Origin of the sequence: Rhizobium leguminosarum (assembly GCF_002953715.1) — a bacterium.
Classification (GTDB): domain Bacteria; phylum Pseudomonadota; class Alphaproteobacteria; order Rhizobiales; family Rhizobiaceae; genus Rhizobium; species Rhizobium leguminosarum_V.
The window spans coordinates 3,860,392-3,876,198 of the sequence record NZ_CP025012.1 but is presented as its reverse complement, the minus strand read 5'-3'; the positions used below and the strand labels follow the sequence as shown (position 1 = coordinate 3,876,198).

15 protein-coding genes are annotated in these 15,807 nt (G+C 61.3%); 9 read left to right on the top strand and 6 right to left on the bottom strand.

Annotated elements, in window-relative coordinates; all coding sequences use genetic code 11:
* Positions 1–2: 2 nt before the first annotated feature.
* The 3 genes from CUJ84_RS19310 to CUJ84_RS19300 form a co-directional block, all read right to left on the bottom strand.
* A complete protein-coding gene (locus CUJ84_RS19310; RefSeq protein WP_018243596.1) occupies positions 3–992 on the bottom strand; it encodes a WD40 repeat domain-containing protein in 990 nt (329 codons plus the stop codon).
* Positions 992–2,095 (bottom strand): CobW family GTP-binding protein, encoded by a 1,104-nt coding sequence (locus CUJ84_RS19305; protein WP_027682856.1) that lies wholly within the window; start codon positions 2,093–2,095, stop codon positions 992–994. Before CUJ84_RS19305 ends, CUJ84_RS19310 begins: the two co-directional genes overlap by 1 nt.
* Positions 2,096–2,243: 148 nt before the next feature.
* Entirely contained in the window at positions 2,244–3,032 is a 789-nt protein-coding gene (locus CUJ84_RS19300) for a creatininase family protein (RefSeq protein ID WP_105007389.1), read from the bottom strand.
* An 85-nt stretch (positions 3,033–3,117) separates the two neighbouring features.
* On the opposite strand from CUJ84_RS19300, the gene CUJ84_RS19295 reads away from it, so the two are divergent.
* The 3 genes from CUJ84_RS19295 (at position 3,118) to CUJ84_RS19285 (ending at position 5,756) form a co-directional block, all read left to right on the top strand.
* Positions 3,118–3,630 carry a MarR family winged helix-turn-helix transcriptional regulator gene (locus CUJ84_RS19295; protein WP_105008247.1) on the top strand — a complete coding sequence of 171 codons (513 nt, stop codon included), beginning with the start codon at positions 3,118–3,120 and terminating at the stop codon, positions 3,628–3,630.
* Between the two features lie 117 nt (positions 3,631–3,747).
* Positions 3,748–4,770 (top strand): LacI family DNA-binding transcriptional regulator, encoded by a 1,023-nt coding sequence (locus CUJ84_RS19290; protein WP_003542973.1) that lies wholly within the window; start codon positions 3,748–3,750, stop codon positions 4,768–4,770.
* 29 nt (positions 4,771–4,799) lie between these two features.
* Complete coding sequence (locus CUJ84_RS19285; RefSeq protein ID WP_105007388.1) at positions 4,800–5,756, top strand: 2-hydroxyacid dehydrogenase; 957 nt, start codon at positions 4,800–4,802, stop codon at positions 5,754–5,756.
* A gap of 69 nt (positions 5,757–5,825) precedes the next feature.
* On the opposite strand, the gene CUJ84_RS19280 is transcribed toward CUJ84_RS19285, so the two are convergent.
* Positions 5,826–6,605, bottom strand: a complete 780-nt coding sequence (locus CUJ84_RS19280) for a gamma-glutamyl-gamma-aminobutyrate hydrolase family protein (protein ID WP_105008246.1) — start codon at positions 6,603–6,605, stop codon at positions 5,826–5,828.
* A 293-nt stretch (positions 6,606–6,898) separates the two neighbouring features.
* On the opposite strand from CUJ84_RS19280, the gene CUJ84_RS19275 reads away from it, so the two are divergent.
* A complete protein-coding gene (locus CUJ84_RS19275) occupies positions 6,899–8,005 on the top strand; it encodes a TRAP transporter substrate-binding protein (RefSeq protein WP_018072760.1) in 1,107 nt (368 codons plus the stop codon).
* Between the two features lie 84 nt (positions 8,006–8,089).
* Here CUJ84_RS19275 and CUJ84_RS19270 read toward each other — a convergent pair whose 3' ends face one another.
* Positions 8,090–9,580 (bottom strand): TRAP transporter large permease, encoded by a 1,491-nt coding sequence (locus CUJ84_RS19270; protein ID WP_027682864.1) that lies wholly within the window; start codon positions 9,578–9,580, stop codon positions 8,090–8,092.
* 21 nt (positions 9,581–9,601) lie between these two features.
* The gene (locus CUJ84_RS19265) at positions 9,602–10,141 is read right to left on the bottom strand and encodes a TRAP transporter small permease subunit (protein WP_105007387.1); all 540 of its coding nucleotides are present in this window, start codon (positions 10,139–10,141) and stop codon (positions 9,602–9,604) included.
* 328 nt (positions 10,142–10,469) lie between these two features.
* Between CUJ84_RS19265 and CUJ84_RS19260 the strand changes: the two genes are divergently transcribed.
* The 5 genes from CUJ84_RS19260 (at position 10,470) to CUJ84_RS19240 (ending at position 15,802) form a co-directional block, all read left to right on the top strand.
* Positions 10,470–12,773, top strand: coding sequence for a putative bifunctional diguanylate cyclase/phosphodiesterase (locus CUJ84_RS19260; RefSeq protein ID WP_105007386.1), 2,304 nt, complete (start codon positions 10,470–10,472; stop codon positions 12,771–12,773).
* Between the two features lie 145 nt (positions 12,774–12,918).
* Positions 12,919–13,671: an N-acyl amino acid synthase FeeM domain-containing protein gene (locus tag CUJ84_RS19255; protein ID WP_105007385.1), complete on the top strand. Its 753-nt coding sequence runs from the start codon at positions 12,919–12,921 to the stop codon at positions 13,669–13,671.
* 227 nt (positions 13,672–13,898) lie between these two features.
* Positions 13,899–14,123, top strand: a complete 225-nt coding sequence (locus tag CUJ84_RS19250) for an aa3-type cytochrome c oxidase subunit IV (RefSeq protein WP_018243586.1) — start codon at positions 13,899–13,901, stop codon at positions 14,121–14,123.
* Between the two features lie 132 nt (positions 14,124–14,255).
* The gene (locus CUJ84_RS19245) at positions 14,256–15,404 is read left to right on the top strand and encodes a Re/Si-specific NAD(P)(+) transhydrogenase subunit alpha (protein WP_105007384.1); all 1,149 of its coding nucleotides are present in this window, start codon (positions 14,256–14,258) and stop codon (positions 15,402–15,404) included.
* Positions 15,404–15,802: a proton-translocating transhydrogenase family protein gene (locus CUJ84_RS19240; protein WP_003542949.1), complete on the top strand. Its 399-nt coding sequence runs from the start codon at positions 15,404–15,406 to the stop codon at positions 15,800–15,802. Before CUJ84_RS19245 ends, CUJ84_RS19240 begins: the two co-directional genes overlap by 1 nt.
* Positions 15,803–15,807 lie beyond the last annotated feature (5 nt).

Here is a 15,807-nt window from a genome sequence, read left to right as displayed (position 1 = left end):
GCTCAGGCCGAAATATCGATGACGCCGCAGTCGCCGGCTTCGGAGCCGAAGGCGAGCAGCTTACCGTTTTTGCTCCAGCTCATCGCCGTGATCGCGCCCTTACCAGGTCGGCGCAGCAGCGCTTCCTTGCTGTCGGCGATGCGCACGGCGAGGATCATGCCGTCGATGAAGCCGATGGCAAGGATATCCTCGAGCGGATGGAACTTCACCGCGGTCGCCATGATATTGGCGCGGGTGCCGAGCTCCAGCGGCGCCTTGCCCATCGGCCCGTCCTTGCCCTGGAAGGGCCAGACGATTGCCGCAGGCGCGCCTGAAGACGCGAGCCACTTGCCCTTGACCGACCAGGAGAGCGATTTCACCTTGGAGGGGTAGCCGGTCATACGCATGTGGCGGGCTTCGGTGCCGGGCTTGATGTCGAGCTTCCAGCCGTGCAGTGCGTTTTCCTGCATCGAGGTGACGAGGAAATTACCATCAGGCGAGAAGGTGACGCCGGTATGCGCACCCTTCCATTCCAGATCGACCGGCTTGGCGTTCATCCCGATCCAGTGCAGCGACACACCGTTGTAGCGCGCCGCCGCGATGCGCAGGCCTTTTGGTGCAAAGGCAAGGCCTTCGACCGTGCGCTCCTCGGGGAATTCCTTGGTCGTGCCGTCGGCAAGACGCACGAGCGAACTCTTGCCGTAGGAATAGGCAACGGCACCCTGCGGGCCGGCCGCCACCTGCGAAATCCACTTGCGCGGCGCGGTCGCGATTTCGCTGACGCTGCCGTCGGCGGCAATGCGCAGCACCTTGCCGTCCTCGCCGCCCGAGATCAGGCTCTCGCTGTAGGGATCACGAATGGCGGTGAGCATGCCCTGATGGGCTTCAGAAACCCTGTCGCCGCCGTCCAGCCGGTGGAATGTACCGTTTGCGCTTGCGAAGAAGGGAACATCACCTAAAAATTCGACGGCCAGAACGTGGCCGTCGAGATCAAGCGGTGCAACTGTCGGCATCAGGCGGCTGCCTCGCAGGCCTTGAAGGAGGCTTCGAGCTTCTCGCGGTCGAGTTCGCGGCCGATGAAGACGAGACGGCTCTCGTGCTTTTCGCCTTCCTTCCACGGCCGCTGGTGATCGCCCTCGATGATCATGTGCACGCCCTGAACGACGTAACGCTCGGGATCGTCCTTGAAGGCGATGATGCCCTTGAGACGCAGAATATTCGGCCCCTGCGTCTGGGTGACCTTCTGGACCCAGGGGAAGAAGCGCTCCGGGTTCATCTCGCCGCCGCGCAGCGAGACCGACTGCACCGTCACATCGTGGATCGCCGACATCGCGCCATGTTGATGGGCGCCATGGTGATGGTCGTGGTCACCATGCTGATGACCGTGATGATCATGGTCATGATGGTGGTGGTCGTGATCGCAATCGGGGCCGCAGACGTGGTCGTCATGGCCGTGCTCCAGGAAATGCGGATCGTTTTCGAGCGCGCGCTCCAGGTTGAAGGCCCCCTGATCGAGCACGCGGGCGAGGTCGACGCCGGAGCGGCTGGTTTTGTAGACGCGGGCGGCCGGGTTGATGGCGCGGACGATATCCTCGATCACATCAAGTTCTTCCGGAGTCACCAGGTCGCTCTTGTTGATGATGACGACGTCGGCGAAGGCGATCTGGTCTTCGGCCTCACGGCTGTCTTTCAGGCGCAGCGGCAGGTGCTTGGCATCGACGAGGGCGACGACGGCGTCGAGCTCGGTCTTGGCGCGCACATCGTCATCCATGAAGAAGGTCTGGGCGACCGGCACCGGATCGGCAAGGCCGGTCGTCTCGACGATGATGCCGTCGAAGCGGCCAGGGCGGCGCATCAGGCCTTCGACGACGCGGATGAGGTCGCCGCGCACCGTGCAGCAGACACAGCCGTTGTTCATCTCGTAGATTTCCTCGTCCGACTCGACGATCAGGTCGTTGTCGATGCCGATTTCGCCGAATTCATTGACGATGACCGCATATTTCTTGCCGTGATTTTCGGAGAGAATGCGGTTCAGCAACGTCGTCTTGCCGGCGCCGAGATAACCGGTGAGCACGGTAACGGGAATGGGCTTCAGGGTGGAGATCGCGTCGGTCATGAGAACCTCTAGGATTAGGCGTGCGGCCGAGCGGCTTGGGATCGGCTGCTTGAACGGTTGGTCTCATATAATGGCTTGAGCGTGGCAGTTCAAAGGGTTTTATAATGTTATAAGATCACATCGTTTGCGCGGCGCAGACGACCCATATTTACCGCAGCTGAGTGATGTCGAATGCATCGACATCCTCCAGCAGTTCCACCAGTCCCTTGACCGCATGCGCAATCAGCGCCTCGCCCTTTTGCACCGTCGCAGCCGCGGCGTTGCCCGCCACGCCTTCCGTGTTGAGATCCGACATCTTCCAGCCGAAGGCGTGTGGCCCGTAAGCGCGCAGATGCTTGAAGCGCTCGGCGAATTCCGTCTGTCGCGAGGAAAAGTCCGCCGCCTTCGCCATATCAACCTTGTCGGGATGAAGCGCCAGCATCACCGAGGTCTCGATATCGCCGCCATGAATGCCGATCGCCTTTTCCTCCGGCGTGACCACGCCATCCGGCACGCCGAAACGGGTCCAGCTCGTTGCCACCGCCAGCATGGCAAAGCGGACTCGCGCCTCGGTCGCGACGACTGATATGATGGGCGAATTGCCCCCATGGGCGTTCAGCATCACGAATTTGCGGATGCCCTGCTTTGCCAGGCCTTCGGCGATGCCGAGCCAGCGGTTTACCGCTTCGTCGAAGGCAAGCGTCTTCGTTCCTTCAACATCCATATGCTCTATGGAATAGCCGATGGATTCGGCGGGCAGGAAGGTGACCGGCAGGCCGGCAGGCAAGCCTATCTTCAATCGCCCGGCGATGCCTTCGGCAATCAGGGTGTCGGTTTCGAAGGGCAGGTGAGGGCCGTGCTGTTCATGGGCGCCAAGCGGCAGCACGGCGATCAAGCGGCGCGCGTCAGGTGCAAAGGCCGGGTTGCCGTCCTCGAAGCGCGGCGAAGGTGTCATCATCCGGTCGTTGCCTCTTGTTTATGACGAGATCCTGAGCAATGTCATATCGCAGCGGCGCCGGGGCTTAAAGATCAAAGGGATGGCTATGGGAAAGAAGCACAAGGACGGCAAAAAGAACAAGTCCAAGAAGAAGGACCAGACTGAGTATACGCTCGTCGATCTCTCCCCGGCTCTGACCCAGGCGGCGCGTTCCATGCGGACGGTGCTCTCGCGCAACCTGCTTGAAAGCGGCCTCTATGCCGGCCAGGATGGTGTCATTCTCTCGCTTGCCGAGAGCGACGGCATGACGGCAGGCGGCCTTGCCCAGAAGCTCGGCGTCAAGGCGCCGACGATGACCCGCACGATCGGCCGCATGGAGGCGCAGGGCTTTCTCGAGCGCAAACCCGATGCCGAGGATGCACGCCTCACCAAGGTCTATCTCACGGACCTCGGCCGTGGCAGCGTGCAGGGGATCGAGATGGCGGCTTCGGCCTGCGACATGCTGGCGACGCAGGAGTTCTCCGAGAAGGAAATTCGCAATCTCGTCCGGTTGCTGAAGGCGATCGATGCCAATCTGCAAGCTGAAGCCATTCACATCGAAGAACCGGACGAAGACTGAAATTTCCCCGAAAGACGAATTGCTTCCATCGATTAAATCTTTTAATTAAACATTTTAAGGGCCGCGCCGGTTTGCTGGCGGGGTCTTGCTGCATGCGTGCTGCCTGGAGGAGGACACGTGGTCCAGAAGATCAAGCTTTCGACAATTGCCGAAACGCTCGGCATTTCAACGGCGACCGTATCGCTTGCCTTACGCGACAGTCCGCTCGTCGCCGGCAATACGCGGGAGAAGATCAAGGAACAGGCGCGCGCGCTCGGCTATATCTACAATCGCCGTGCCGCCAGCCTTCGCACCTCACGCTCCGGCATCATCGGCGTCGTCGTGCACGACATCATGAACCCCTTCTATGGGGAGATCCTGAAGGCGATCGAAAGCGAGCTCGACCGTAGCCGCCACACCTTCATCCTTTCCAACCATTACGACAATGTCGAGAAGCAGCGCACCTTCATCGAGACGCTTCTGCAGCTCGGCGGCGACGGCGTCATCATGTCGCCGGCGATCGGTACGCCGCCTGAGGACGTGCAACTGGCAGAAGACAACGGCATGCCGGCGATCCTGGTCGCCCGCTCGATGGAAGGGCAGGACCTGCCGACCTATCGCGGCGACGACAGCTACGGCATCTCGCTTGCTACCAACCACCTGATCGGTCTCGGCCACCGCTCGATCGCCATGATCGGCGGTACGGACCAGACATCCACCGGCCGCGATCGCTACCAGGGCTATGTCAATTCGCTGCGCAAGGCCGGCATCGAGGTCGATCCGAACCTGCGCATTCCCGGTCCGCGCTCGAAACAGGGCGGTTTCGAGGCTGCAGTGCATTTCCTTTCGTTACCGCAGAAGCCGACGGCAGCCGTCTGCTGGAACGATCTCGTGGCGATCGGGCTGATGAACGGCATTGCGCGCGCCGGGCTGGTGCCGGGACGCGATATTTCCGTTACCGGCTATGACGATCTCGAGGAGGCCTCGATCGCTACGCCTGCGCTAACGACCGTTTGGAACGGTCAGGCAGAGGTCGGGCGCCTGGCCGCCCGGGCGCTGCTCGATCGCCTTGCCGGCAGCCATGAGCCTGATGGCATGCATCTGATCAAGCCGGAAATGCGCATTCGCCAGTCCACCAGTCCCCATCGGCCCCGCGCCTGAACCACGACCGCCATCCAAGAGGAAAAGCCATGTCCCGCATCGCCATTCTCGTTCCTGGGAAGATACACGAGCGTGTTCTCGAAAGGCTGAAGGATCGTTTTGAGATTGTTGCCGTCGCACGCGAGGAGAAGCTTGCGCTGGACAGCGAGACCGCCGGCCGCATCCGCGGCGTCGCCGTTTCCGGTTCCTTCCCGGGCGCCTGGATGGAGCAGCTGCCGCATGTCGAAGTGATCGCCAATTTCGGGGTCGGTTATGACGGCGTCGACGTGAAACATGCCGCCGAAAAAGGCGTCGTCGTCACCAATACGCCTGATGTGCTGAACGACGAGGTCGCCGATACGGCGATCGGCCTGCTGCTGAACACGGTGCGCGAGTTGCCGCGGGCCGAAGCCTGGCTGCGTGCGGGCAACTGGAAGCCGGGCACGGCCTATCCGCTGTCGCGCTTCTCACTCAAGGGTCGCCATGTCGGGCTTTATGGCCTTGGCCGCATCGGGCTCGAAATCGCCAAGCGGCTGGAGCCGTTCAAGGTGAAGATCAGCTATCACACACGTTCGCGCCATGCCGATGTGTCCTACGATTATCACCCGACGTTGAAGGGGCTGGCGGAAGCAGTGGACACGCTGATCGCCATCGTTCCGAAGACGCCGCACACGCACAAGACGATCGATGCGGATATTCTGGCAGCACTCGGCCCTGACGGCATTCTCGTCAATGTCGGCCGTGGCTGGACGGTGGACGAGGCGGCGCTGAGTACCGCCCTTGCTTCCGGCGCGCTCGGGGCAGCCGGCCTCGACGTCTTCTATGAAGAGCCGACCGTGCCGGCCGACCTTCTGGAACCGACCAATGCCGTGCTGCTGCCGCACGTCGCCTCCGCATCCGTGCCGACGCGCAATGCGATGGCCGATCTCGTCGCCGACAATCTCATCGCCTGGTTTGAGAAGGGTGCGGCGCTGACGCCGGTGCCGGAGACTCCGCAGAAGGCTTAGGCGCGGGTTGGCTCGGCGGACGATGCTTGCTGCCAAGCAACAGACATAGCGCTTCGCGGGCGCCTGGAATCAGGCGATCGCCTGTGCCGGGAGAACCGGCAGCTTGCCGGCGGCATAGCTGCGGACGGCGTCGCCGAAAGCGGCGAACAGCTGGTTCGAGGACTTGTCTGTTTCAGCCCAATATTCCGGATGCCATTGCACGCCGACGGCGAAAGCCTTGGCGTCGATAACGGAAACGGCCTCCACCGTGCCGTCCTCGGCGATCGCTTCCACCTGCAGGCGTGGGGCGGTTCTGGCGATCGCCTGGCGATGCAGGGAATTCACGCGGATCTCGCCCGGACCGAGAATGCCTGCGATGCAGGAACCTTCCTTGACGTGGACGGTCTGGCGAATGGCGTACATGCCGTCCCGGTCGACGCCTTCTGGCCGGCGATGGTCCCAGATGCCGGGCTGCTCCTGAATCTCGCTTGCCAGCGAGCCGCCGAGGGCGACATTCAGCTCCTGGATGCCGCGGCAGATGGCGAGCAGCGGGATGGCGCGGTCGATGGCGCGGCGGATGAGCGGCAGGCTGGTGGCGTCGCGGGCGGGGTCGAAGGGGCCGTCCTTGTCATTCGCCTCGGCACCGTAGAGCAAGGGATGAACATTGCTGGCCGAACCGGAGACAAGCAGACCGTCGACGCGGTCGAGGATCGCGTCGGTATCGTAGCCCTCCTCGAAAGCGGGGATGATGAAGGCCATGACACCGGATGCGTTCAATGCGGCGCGCAGATATTGATGCTGCACGGCATGCCAGGTCGCGCCGTCGAAGCTACGGATATCGGCAGGAATGGCAACGATCGGTTTCGTCATATCAGCCCCGGTGAAAATCTTTATTCTCGTCGTTTCTTCCGCCTGAACGGCCGTCAAGTCAACGCTTGGCTGCATTAGGCGGCCAAATTGCGACGGAAGCGGCGCCCTGCCTTTCCGGTTTACCGCTAAGCCGCTGATTCTGATGGATACGTGCGCGTTGCCTTATTGCCGTCTTGATGCCAAAGGCTAATAGACTAAAGCTTGAATCGCGGCTTGCGCCATGCTTAGCTTTGCCCTTGCTGCGGGTAGGGGTGAGATTGGCCGCGCAGTGTCATCTATATGGGAGGTTTTTGATGGATCGTCGTTCGTTTTTCAAGAAGGCGGGAACCGCCAGCGCCGGTGCGGTCGCCGCAACGGCATTGGCAGCGCCTGCGATCGCGCAGGAGAATCCGAAGATCGCGTGGCGCTTGACATCGTCGTTTCCGAAGAGCTTGGATACGATCTATGGCGGAGCCGAGGATATCGCCAAGCATGTTGCCGCGGCGACAGATGGCAATTTCACGATCCAGCCCTTTGCGGCCGGTGAAATCGTGCCGGGTTTGCAGGCTGTCGATGCCGTTGCCGCCGGTACGGTCGAGGCAGCCCATACCACCTCCTATTATTTCGTCGGCAAGGACCCGACTTACGCCATCGGAACGGCCATTCCGTTCGGGCTGAACAGCCGCCTGACCAATGCCTGGTACTATGAAGGCAACGGCAATAAACTGATGAACGAATTTTATGCCACGCAGGGCATGTATGCGCTGCCGGCAGGCAATACCGGTGCGCAGATGGGCGGCTGGTTCCGCAAGGAAATCAACACGCTCGATGACCTCAAGGGCGTCAAGATGCGCATTGCCGGTCTCGCCGGCCGCGTCATGGAGAAGGTCGGCGTCATCCCGCAGCAGATCGCCGGCGGCGACATCTATCCGGCGCTGGAAAAAGGCACGATCGATGCGGCGGAATTCGTCGGCCCCTATGACGACCTGAAGCTCGGCTTCCACAAGGTGGCGAAGTACTACTATTATCCGGGCTGGTGGGAAGGTGGCCCGACGGTGCACGGGTTCTTCAATCTCGAAAAATGGAGCAGCCTGCCCAAGCATTATCAGGCAGCGCTGACCGACGCTTGCGCTTTCGCCAACACCAACATGCTGGCGAAGTACGACACGAAGAACCCGACCGCGCTGAAGCAGCTGGTCGCGGAAGGTGCGACGCTGCGCCCGTTCAGTCAGGAGATCATGGAAGCCTGCTTCCAGGCGGCGACGGGCATCTACAGCGAAATTTCGGGCACGAACCAGTATTTCAAGAAGATCTACGACGACCAGACCGCCTTCAAGCGGGATGCCTATCTGTGGATGCAGCTGTCGGAGTACACCTTCGATACGTTCATGATGATCCAGCAGCGGGCCGGGAAGCTTTAAGGCTTTCCGCCGGCAGACTCGGCGCTTTAGACGAATGCGATACCAGAACCCCGGATTTCCGTCCGGGGTTTTGTTTTTGCTGGACTATTTCGCCGGTGGCGGCGGTGCTCCCGGCAGGCCGTTCAGTGGCGGCAGGGTCAGGCCGGGGATCTGCGGTGAGCCATTGCCACCGCCCAGCGGCGGCAGGCCGAGCTGGCCGCCGAAGCCCGGGACTTCGATCTTGATCGAGTTCGGGTCGACCTTCGGACCGTGATCCAGCCAATAGGTTACCGATTGCGGCCAGAAGATCACGATCGCCACCAGGATCAGCTGCATGCCGACCCAGGGGAGCGCACCCATGTAAATATCCGAGGTCTTGACGTCCTTGCTGGCGATCGAGCGCAGATAGAAGAGCGCGAAGCCGAAGGGCGGATGCATGAAGCTCGTCTGCATGTTGACGCAGATCAGGACGCCGAACCAGATCAGGTCGATGCCGAGACTGGAGGCGACGGGAGCGAGCATCGGGATGACGATGAAGGCGATCTCGAAGAAATCGAGGAAGAAGGCGAGCACGAAGATGAAGATGTTGACGAAGATCAGGAAGCCGACCGGGCCGCCGGGAATGCCCGACAGCATGTGCTCGATCCAGCGCGAGCCGTCCATGCCCTGGAAGACCAGGCTGAAACAGGTGGAGCCGATCAGGATCATCACCACCATGGATGTGATGTGCGTGGTCGATGCCATGGCCTCGCGGATCAGCGGCCAGGTGAGGCGGCGATTCATAGCGGCGAGCAGCATGGCGCCGACGACGCCGAGCGCGCCTGCTTCGGTTGGCGTCGCAAGGCCCATGAAGATCGTGCCGAGCACCAGGAAGATCAGCACGATCGAGGGCACCATGCCCATCAGCACCTTCACGAGCAGCGCCCAGTTGAAGTCGCCGCGCACCTCCTTGGGCAGCGGCGGCATCGATTTCGGCCGGACGATCGACAACACCAGGATGAAGAGCACGAAGATCGTCACCTGCAGGATCGAGGGGCCGATCGCGCCGAGATACATGTCACCGACCGACTTGCCGAGCTGATCGGCAAGAACGACGAGCACGAGCGAGGGCGGGATCACCTGAGTGATCGTGCCCGAGGCGGCGATGACGCCGGTGGCAAGGCGCGGATTGTAGCCATAGCGCAGCATGATCGGCAGCGAGATCACCCCCATGGTGATGACGGAGGCCGCCACCGTGCCGGTGATTGCGCCGAGCACGGCGCCGACGAGGATGACGGCATAGGCGAGGCCCCCGGGTATGCCACCGAAGAGTTTGCCGGTGCCTTCGAGCAGGTCCTCTGCTAGCCCGCAACGCTCCAGCACAGCGCCCATGAAGGTGAAGAAGGGGATGGCGAGCAGGAGGTCGTTGGAAAGGATGCCGAAGAAGCGCGGCGGCAGCGCTTGTAACCAGACCGCGCCGAAATGGCCAGTGACGATGCCGATAATGCCGAAGAACAGGCCGACGGCGGCGAGCGAAAAGGCGACCGGAAAGCCGTAGAGCATGAAGATGACCATGCCCAGAAACATGGCCGGCGGGATGATGCCGAAATCAAACAAGTCCGTTTCTCCCAGCCCGCCCTACTGCAGCGGTTTTTCGTATTTTGTATCGATGCTGATATGGCCGGTAACGGCTGCGATCCGCTTGATCAGTTCGGAAACGCCCTGAAGGGAAAGCAACGCGAAACCGGCGACGAGGATCAGCTTGACGGGCCAGCGGATCAGCCCGCCGGCGTTGCCCGATATTTCCCCTTGCCGGTAGGACAGTGCAAAGAACGGCCAGCAGACCCAGGTGAGGAAGACGCAGACGGGGAGGAGGAAGAGGATGAGGCCGACAATGTCGATCCAGATCTTCGCCCTGTCGGAAACCGAACCATAGATCAGATCGACGCGGACATGCTCGTTGTTGCGCAGCGCATGCGAGGCGCCGAGCATGACGACGAAGGCGAAGAGATACCACTGGATCTCAAGCCAGCCGTTCGAACTGTAGTTGAAGGCATAGCGGACGATGGCGTTTCCGGCGCTGATCAGACAGCAGAACAGCACCATATATTCGGAAATTTTGCCCATGAATTGACTGATCGAATCGATCAGCCGGCTTGCTGCCAGAAGTACCGACATTCGCCTCCCCTTGTTCTTGTCCTGCCGGTTTCCGGCAGCTTTTCCCTCTTGCAATCGATGTAGACCACAGCCTTTGAAATTGGAAGGATAAATGCCTGGCGTTGGAGTATAGTCTTAGATGCACCGGCCGGGCGGTATGGCCGTCAAATATTTCAACAACCCAGGCGTGGATAAATTATTTCAATAATCTCGCCGACAGGCTGCATTAGCGCGCGTAGGCTGTGCTGTTCATCCTATGGTTTTAGAAAATTTGACCAAATGTTTGATTCCATTGAAATCAATTTTTAAAGGGTTGGGCTTAGAATTCCCGCGCACAGGGAAAGTGTGGATGAAGCCAGATAACCCGAACAGGGTCCCAATAGATGTGTATCTGTCGTTTGTGAGTTCCCTTTCCGGGAATCGCATGACGCTTCTTGTTGGCGTGATTGTGCATGTTGCGACGTGCCTTGCGGTGGCTGCCAAGACGCAGTACTCCATCTACATCCTGCTGTCGGTCGCCTTCCTTCTGGTCTTCGGCGCTCGCATGGCTATCTTCCGGCAGTTCGATCGTGTTGATAAGGAGAGCCTTTCGCACGCCGGAATCGAGCGTTGGGAGTGGGTTCTCGTTGCCAGTGGAGCCTGCACCACCGCGCTCCTCGGCATCGCCAGCGGCTACGCCATCTTCGTCGTGCACGATTCCTTTGCGGAGCTTGCCTGCATTTCCGTCACCATGGCGACCATGGTTTCCGTCGTCGGCCGCAACTACGGCTCGCGCTTCGCAGTCGACCTCCAGACGTTCTTCTGCTGCCTGCCGATGATCATCTGCAGCCTGCTAGCACTGGATTTCTATCGCGGCCTGCTGTCGATCTTACTCATTCCTTTCTGGCTGACGACGCGGGCCATGGCGAACGGCGTGCGCGAGTTTCTCTACGAGAACGTCATTGCGCGTCGGGAAATCACCATCATCGCCGACCGTTTCGATACGGCGCTCAACAACATGCCGCATGGCCTGGTCATGGTCGATGCCGAAAACCGCATCCAGGTTGTCAATCGCAAGGCTTGCGAGCTTCTGAAGATCGGTGCGCCGGATCGGTTGAAGGACCGCGACCTTGGCGCCGTGCTGCGCTATGGCGCGCGCTACAGCTTCATGGACGCCTCGCAGCCGGAGCTCATCCTGCGCCAGCTCACCCAGGTCGCCGAAGGCAACCTGTCGCGAACGCTCATTCATTTCCCCGAGGGCCTGTCGCTCGAATTTTCCGCCAGCCGAAGGGCCGACGGCGGCGCCGTGCTGATCTTCGAGGATGTGTCCAGCCGGGTGAAGGCAGAGCAGAAGATCATGCACATGGTCCGCTTCGATGCGCTGACCGGCCTGCCGAACCGCGAATATTTCGGGCAGCTGGTGCAGGAGTATCTCGCCAAACATCAAAGGAAGTCCGGGCCGCTCGGCTTCATGGTCCTCGATATCGACGAATTCAAACATGTCAACGACATGCGCGGCCACGTTACGGGCGACCACCTGCTCTGCGCCATCGCCGCCCGCATCAAGCAGGCCTCCGGCAACGCCATCCTCGGCCGGTTGATGGGAGACCAGTTCATCCTGTTCTTCCCGCATGCGAAGGGACCGGCGTCGCTCGACGTCGAAATCCGCCGCGTGCACGCCGCAATCCAGGGCAATTACGCGGTCGACGAACTGACTTTCCTCGTTTCGCTCAGCGCCGGTTACGCGATTCTCGAAAGTGCCGCGTTTGCGATGGATGAATGGAGCGTCAAGGCGGATCTGGCGCTGTTCGAAAGCAAGTCGCGCTTCAAGGGCGGCATTTCCGGCTTCGAGCGGGAGATGGATGGCCGCTATATCGAGCAGCAGAAGCTGAAGGCGGATCTGCGCGGGGCGGTCTCGGCGCAGGCGCTGCATCTCGCCTTCCAGCCGATGTTCCGGGCCGACGGCTCGCGGATCGAGTGCGCCGAGGCCTTGGCGCGCTGGGTGCATCCGGAGAGGGGCTCGATCCCGCCCGACGTCTTCATCCGGCTCGCCGAAGATATGGGCATCATCTCCGACATCACCCGTTTCGTCCTGTTCAAGGCGTGCAGCGAATGCATGAACTGGCCGGAGCATATCGCCGTTTCGGTCAACCTCTCGGCGCGGGACTTGCGCGATGCCGATATTCTCTCAGTGGTCGCCGAGGCGCTTGCCCATTCCGGCCTCGACGCAGCGCGGCTGCATCTTGAAGTCACCGAGAGCTGCCTGATCGACGAGCCGGCGGCCGTGCGCGCCATCCTGGCGGAGCTCAGATCCCGCGGCATCACCATCGCCATCGACGATTTCGGCACCGGCTTCTCCAGCCTCAGCTATCTCGACACGCTGCCGCTCGATATCGTCAAGATCGACCGCTCCTTCGTGCGCAACATCGTCGAGGATGCGCGCCGCCTCAAGCTCTTGCGCGGCACGGTCAATCTCGCCCGCGAACTGGGCCTCAAGATCGTCATCGAGGGCGTGGAGACCGAGGAGCAGCTGACGCTGCTCAACAAGCACCGCAGTGCCGATCTGGTACAGGGCTACGTTTTCTCGCCGCCGGTCCCTTCCCAGAACATCAGGCTGCTGCAAGAGGGCATCGGCCGCCGCACCGTCCAGCGCCGCCGCAACAAGGTCGCCTGAGCCGCCTGCAAGTGACTGGTTATCCAGCCGAAAATCTTGCGCCCCGTTAACCTTAATAATCTAAATTCAACGCAAATTCTTAGATTTTCTTGCCTACGTGCCGCTGGCGTATGATTAATGATCCGTTAACGAGCGGATCGAGAGAATGTCAGACACACTTTTTACGCGTAGCGATTTCAGCAGGAAAATCCTGGAAATTCTGGATCACGTCGAATATCGCCGTGTCGAAAGCAGCGAAGACATGGAGGACGTGGAGCGGCTGCGCTACAAGGCCTACAAGGCCCACGACGCGCTGTCGCTTGCCCCGGAAGGCCTATTGGACGATGTCGATTTCGACAGCCATGCCTATATCTTCGGTCTGTATTATTATGGCGAACTAGTCAGTACGATCCGAATTCACTATGTGACGCCGGAGCATCGTATCAGCCGGTCCGGAGAGGCCTTTCCCGACGCGATGGATGTGCTTTTGGACGCCGGGCTGACCTTGATCGATCCGGCGCGTTTCGCGGCCGATCCGGAGCTCACCGCCGATCTGCCGTGGGTTCCCTATCTGACGCTGAGACCCGCCATCGTTGCGGCAGCGTATTTCCGGGCTGACCGCGTTATTCAGTCCGTCCGGCCCCCGCATGCCGCCTTCTACAAGCGGGTCTTCTATGCCGATACCATCGTGCCCGGCCGACTGGCGGAGAGTTACGGGGTTGACGTGACGCTGATGGCGACGAATGTGATCGAGGTCGGACGAAAGCTGCTGACGCGCTATCCCTTCTTCATCTCCAGTGCCAGCGAGCAGCGCATGATGTTTTCGCGCAATCCCAACGATACCCTGCCGCCGCTCACCATCATTCCGACGGCGCGTTTCGTGCCGCCAGGCGAACTCGGGACCGATCTGCCGCTGTGATCTGCCCTTGCCCCCGAGGGGGAGATGACGTGGCGACGGAAGCAGGCAAAATCAGCCGTCCTTCAGGGCCTGTTCCGGGGCTTTGAGGTGACGGTTGCCACGTGCGCCTGCGGCATTCTCATGCATTGCGCTTTCGCCTGTCATTGTGTAATCCCTGCACATAGGGACTTCCCTCGCCCAGGTGAGGGAATCAGGCAGCGCAGAGGCATTTCAGGGAGACGATATTTATGGCCGAACATCATACCGGACCGGTCGAGACCGGCGCGCCGATGGATTACAAAGAACATGAAAAGACCTACGACATGTTCATCGCCGGCGCGAAATACGGCTCGATGCTTCTCATCGTCCTCCTGCTTGCGATGACCGCCGGTTTCTTCGGTGGCGCCGGCCTCCTCGGCGGCCTCTTCGTCTTCATCATTCTTCTTGCCGCCGGCATCTTCCTGTTCCGCTGACCGCGTGGATTCAGAGGGTCAGAGCGCACGGCGCTCTGAGGGGAGGAGAGCTTCTCCGAAGCTTTGTGAATTAGATGCTTGGCCCGCGCAGGGGAGCCTGCGGCGGTCTGGCTGACCCGGAGGAGGGGGCAGTTGGGCAATATCGTTTTCGTTGCAAGGGAAATTACGGGGGAGGAGACACGTGTCGCCGCCTCCGCCGAGACCGTGAAGAAGATGAAGAGTTTCGGCTTCGACGTCGTCGTCGAAGCCGGTGCTGGTGCAGCTTCGCGCATTCCGGACGAGGAGTTCGGGGCCGCGGGTGCCCGAATCGGCAGTTTTGCGGATGCAGCCTCCGCCGACGTGGTCTTGAAGGTGCGCCGGCCCAGCGGATCGGAAATCTCCGGCTATAAAAGCGGCGCGGTGATCATCGCCATCATGGATCCCTACGGCAATGACGAAGCGATCGCCGCTTTGGCAAGCGCGGGGCTTTCGGCTTTTGCGATGGAACTGATGCCGCGCATTACCCGCGCCCAGTCTATGGATGTGCTTTCGTCCCAGGCCAATCTTGCCGGTTACCAGGCCGTCATCGAGGCAGCGGCGGTTTATGACCGCGCCATGCCGATGATGATGACGGCGGCCGGCACCGTGCCGGCCGCCAAGGTCTTCGTCATGGGCGCCGGTGTCGCGGGTCTTCAGGCGATCGCGACCGCGCGCCGCCTCGGCGCGGCGGTTTCGGCCACCGACGTTCGCCCCGCCGCCAAGGAGCAGGTCGCCTCGCTCGGCGCCAAGTTCATCGCCGTCGAGGACGAGGAGTTCAAGGCGGCGGAAACGGCCGGTGGCTATGCCAAGGAAATGTCCGCCAACTATCAGGCGAAGCAGGCGGCTCTGGTTGCCGAACACATTACCAAGCAAGATATCGTCATCACCACCGCGCTGATCCCCGGTCGTGCGGCGCCGCGGCTCGTTTCACACGCCATGCTCGCCTCGATGAAATCAGGTGCGGTCGCCGTCGACCTTGCGGTCGAGCGCGGCGGCAATATCGAGGGCGTCGTCCCCGGCGAGATTGCCGATGTCGAAGGCGTCAGGGTGATCGGTTTCGCCAACATGCCGGGCCGGGTTGCGACCAGCGCATCGGCGCTCTACGCCAAGAACCTCGTCACCTTCCTCGAGACCATGGTCAACAAGGAAACCCGGAGCGTCGTCGTCAATCTCGACGACGAGCTGGTCAAGGCGACGATGCTGACCTATGCCGGCGACGTGGTTCATCCCGCCTTCGGCGGCGCGAAGAAGGGAGACATCTGATGGCCAGTGAAGCAATGGACAGAGCGCTGGAGCAGCTCGACCAGGCGGTGACCGCCGTCATCACGGCGGCGGCCCAGGCACCGGAAGCGGCAAGTGCTGCGACCGGCGGGGCGATCGATCCCTTCGTCTTTCAGCTCGCCATCTTCGTATTGTCGATCTTCGTCGGCTATTACGTCGTGTGGTCGGTGACGCCGGCGCTGCATACGCCGCTGATGGCCGTCACCAATGCGATCTCCTCCGTCATCGTCGTCGGCGCGCTCCTGGCGGTCGGCATCTCGACCAGCGGGCTTGCGACCGGTTTCGGCTTCGTGGCTCTCGTGCTCGTCTCGGTGAACATCTTCGGCGGCTTCCTCGTCACGCAGCGGATGCTTTCGATGTACCGCAAGAAGGACCGGTGAGGACT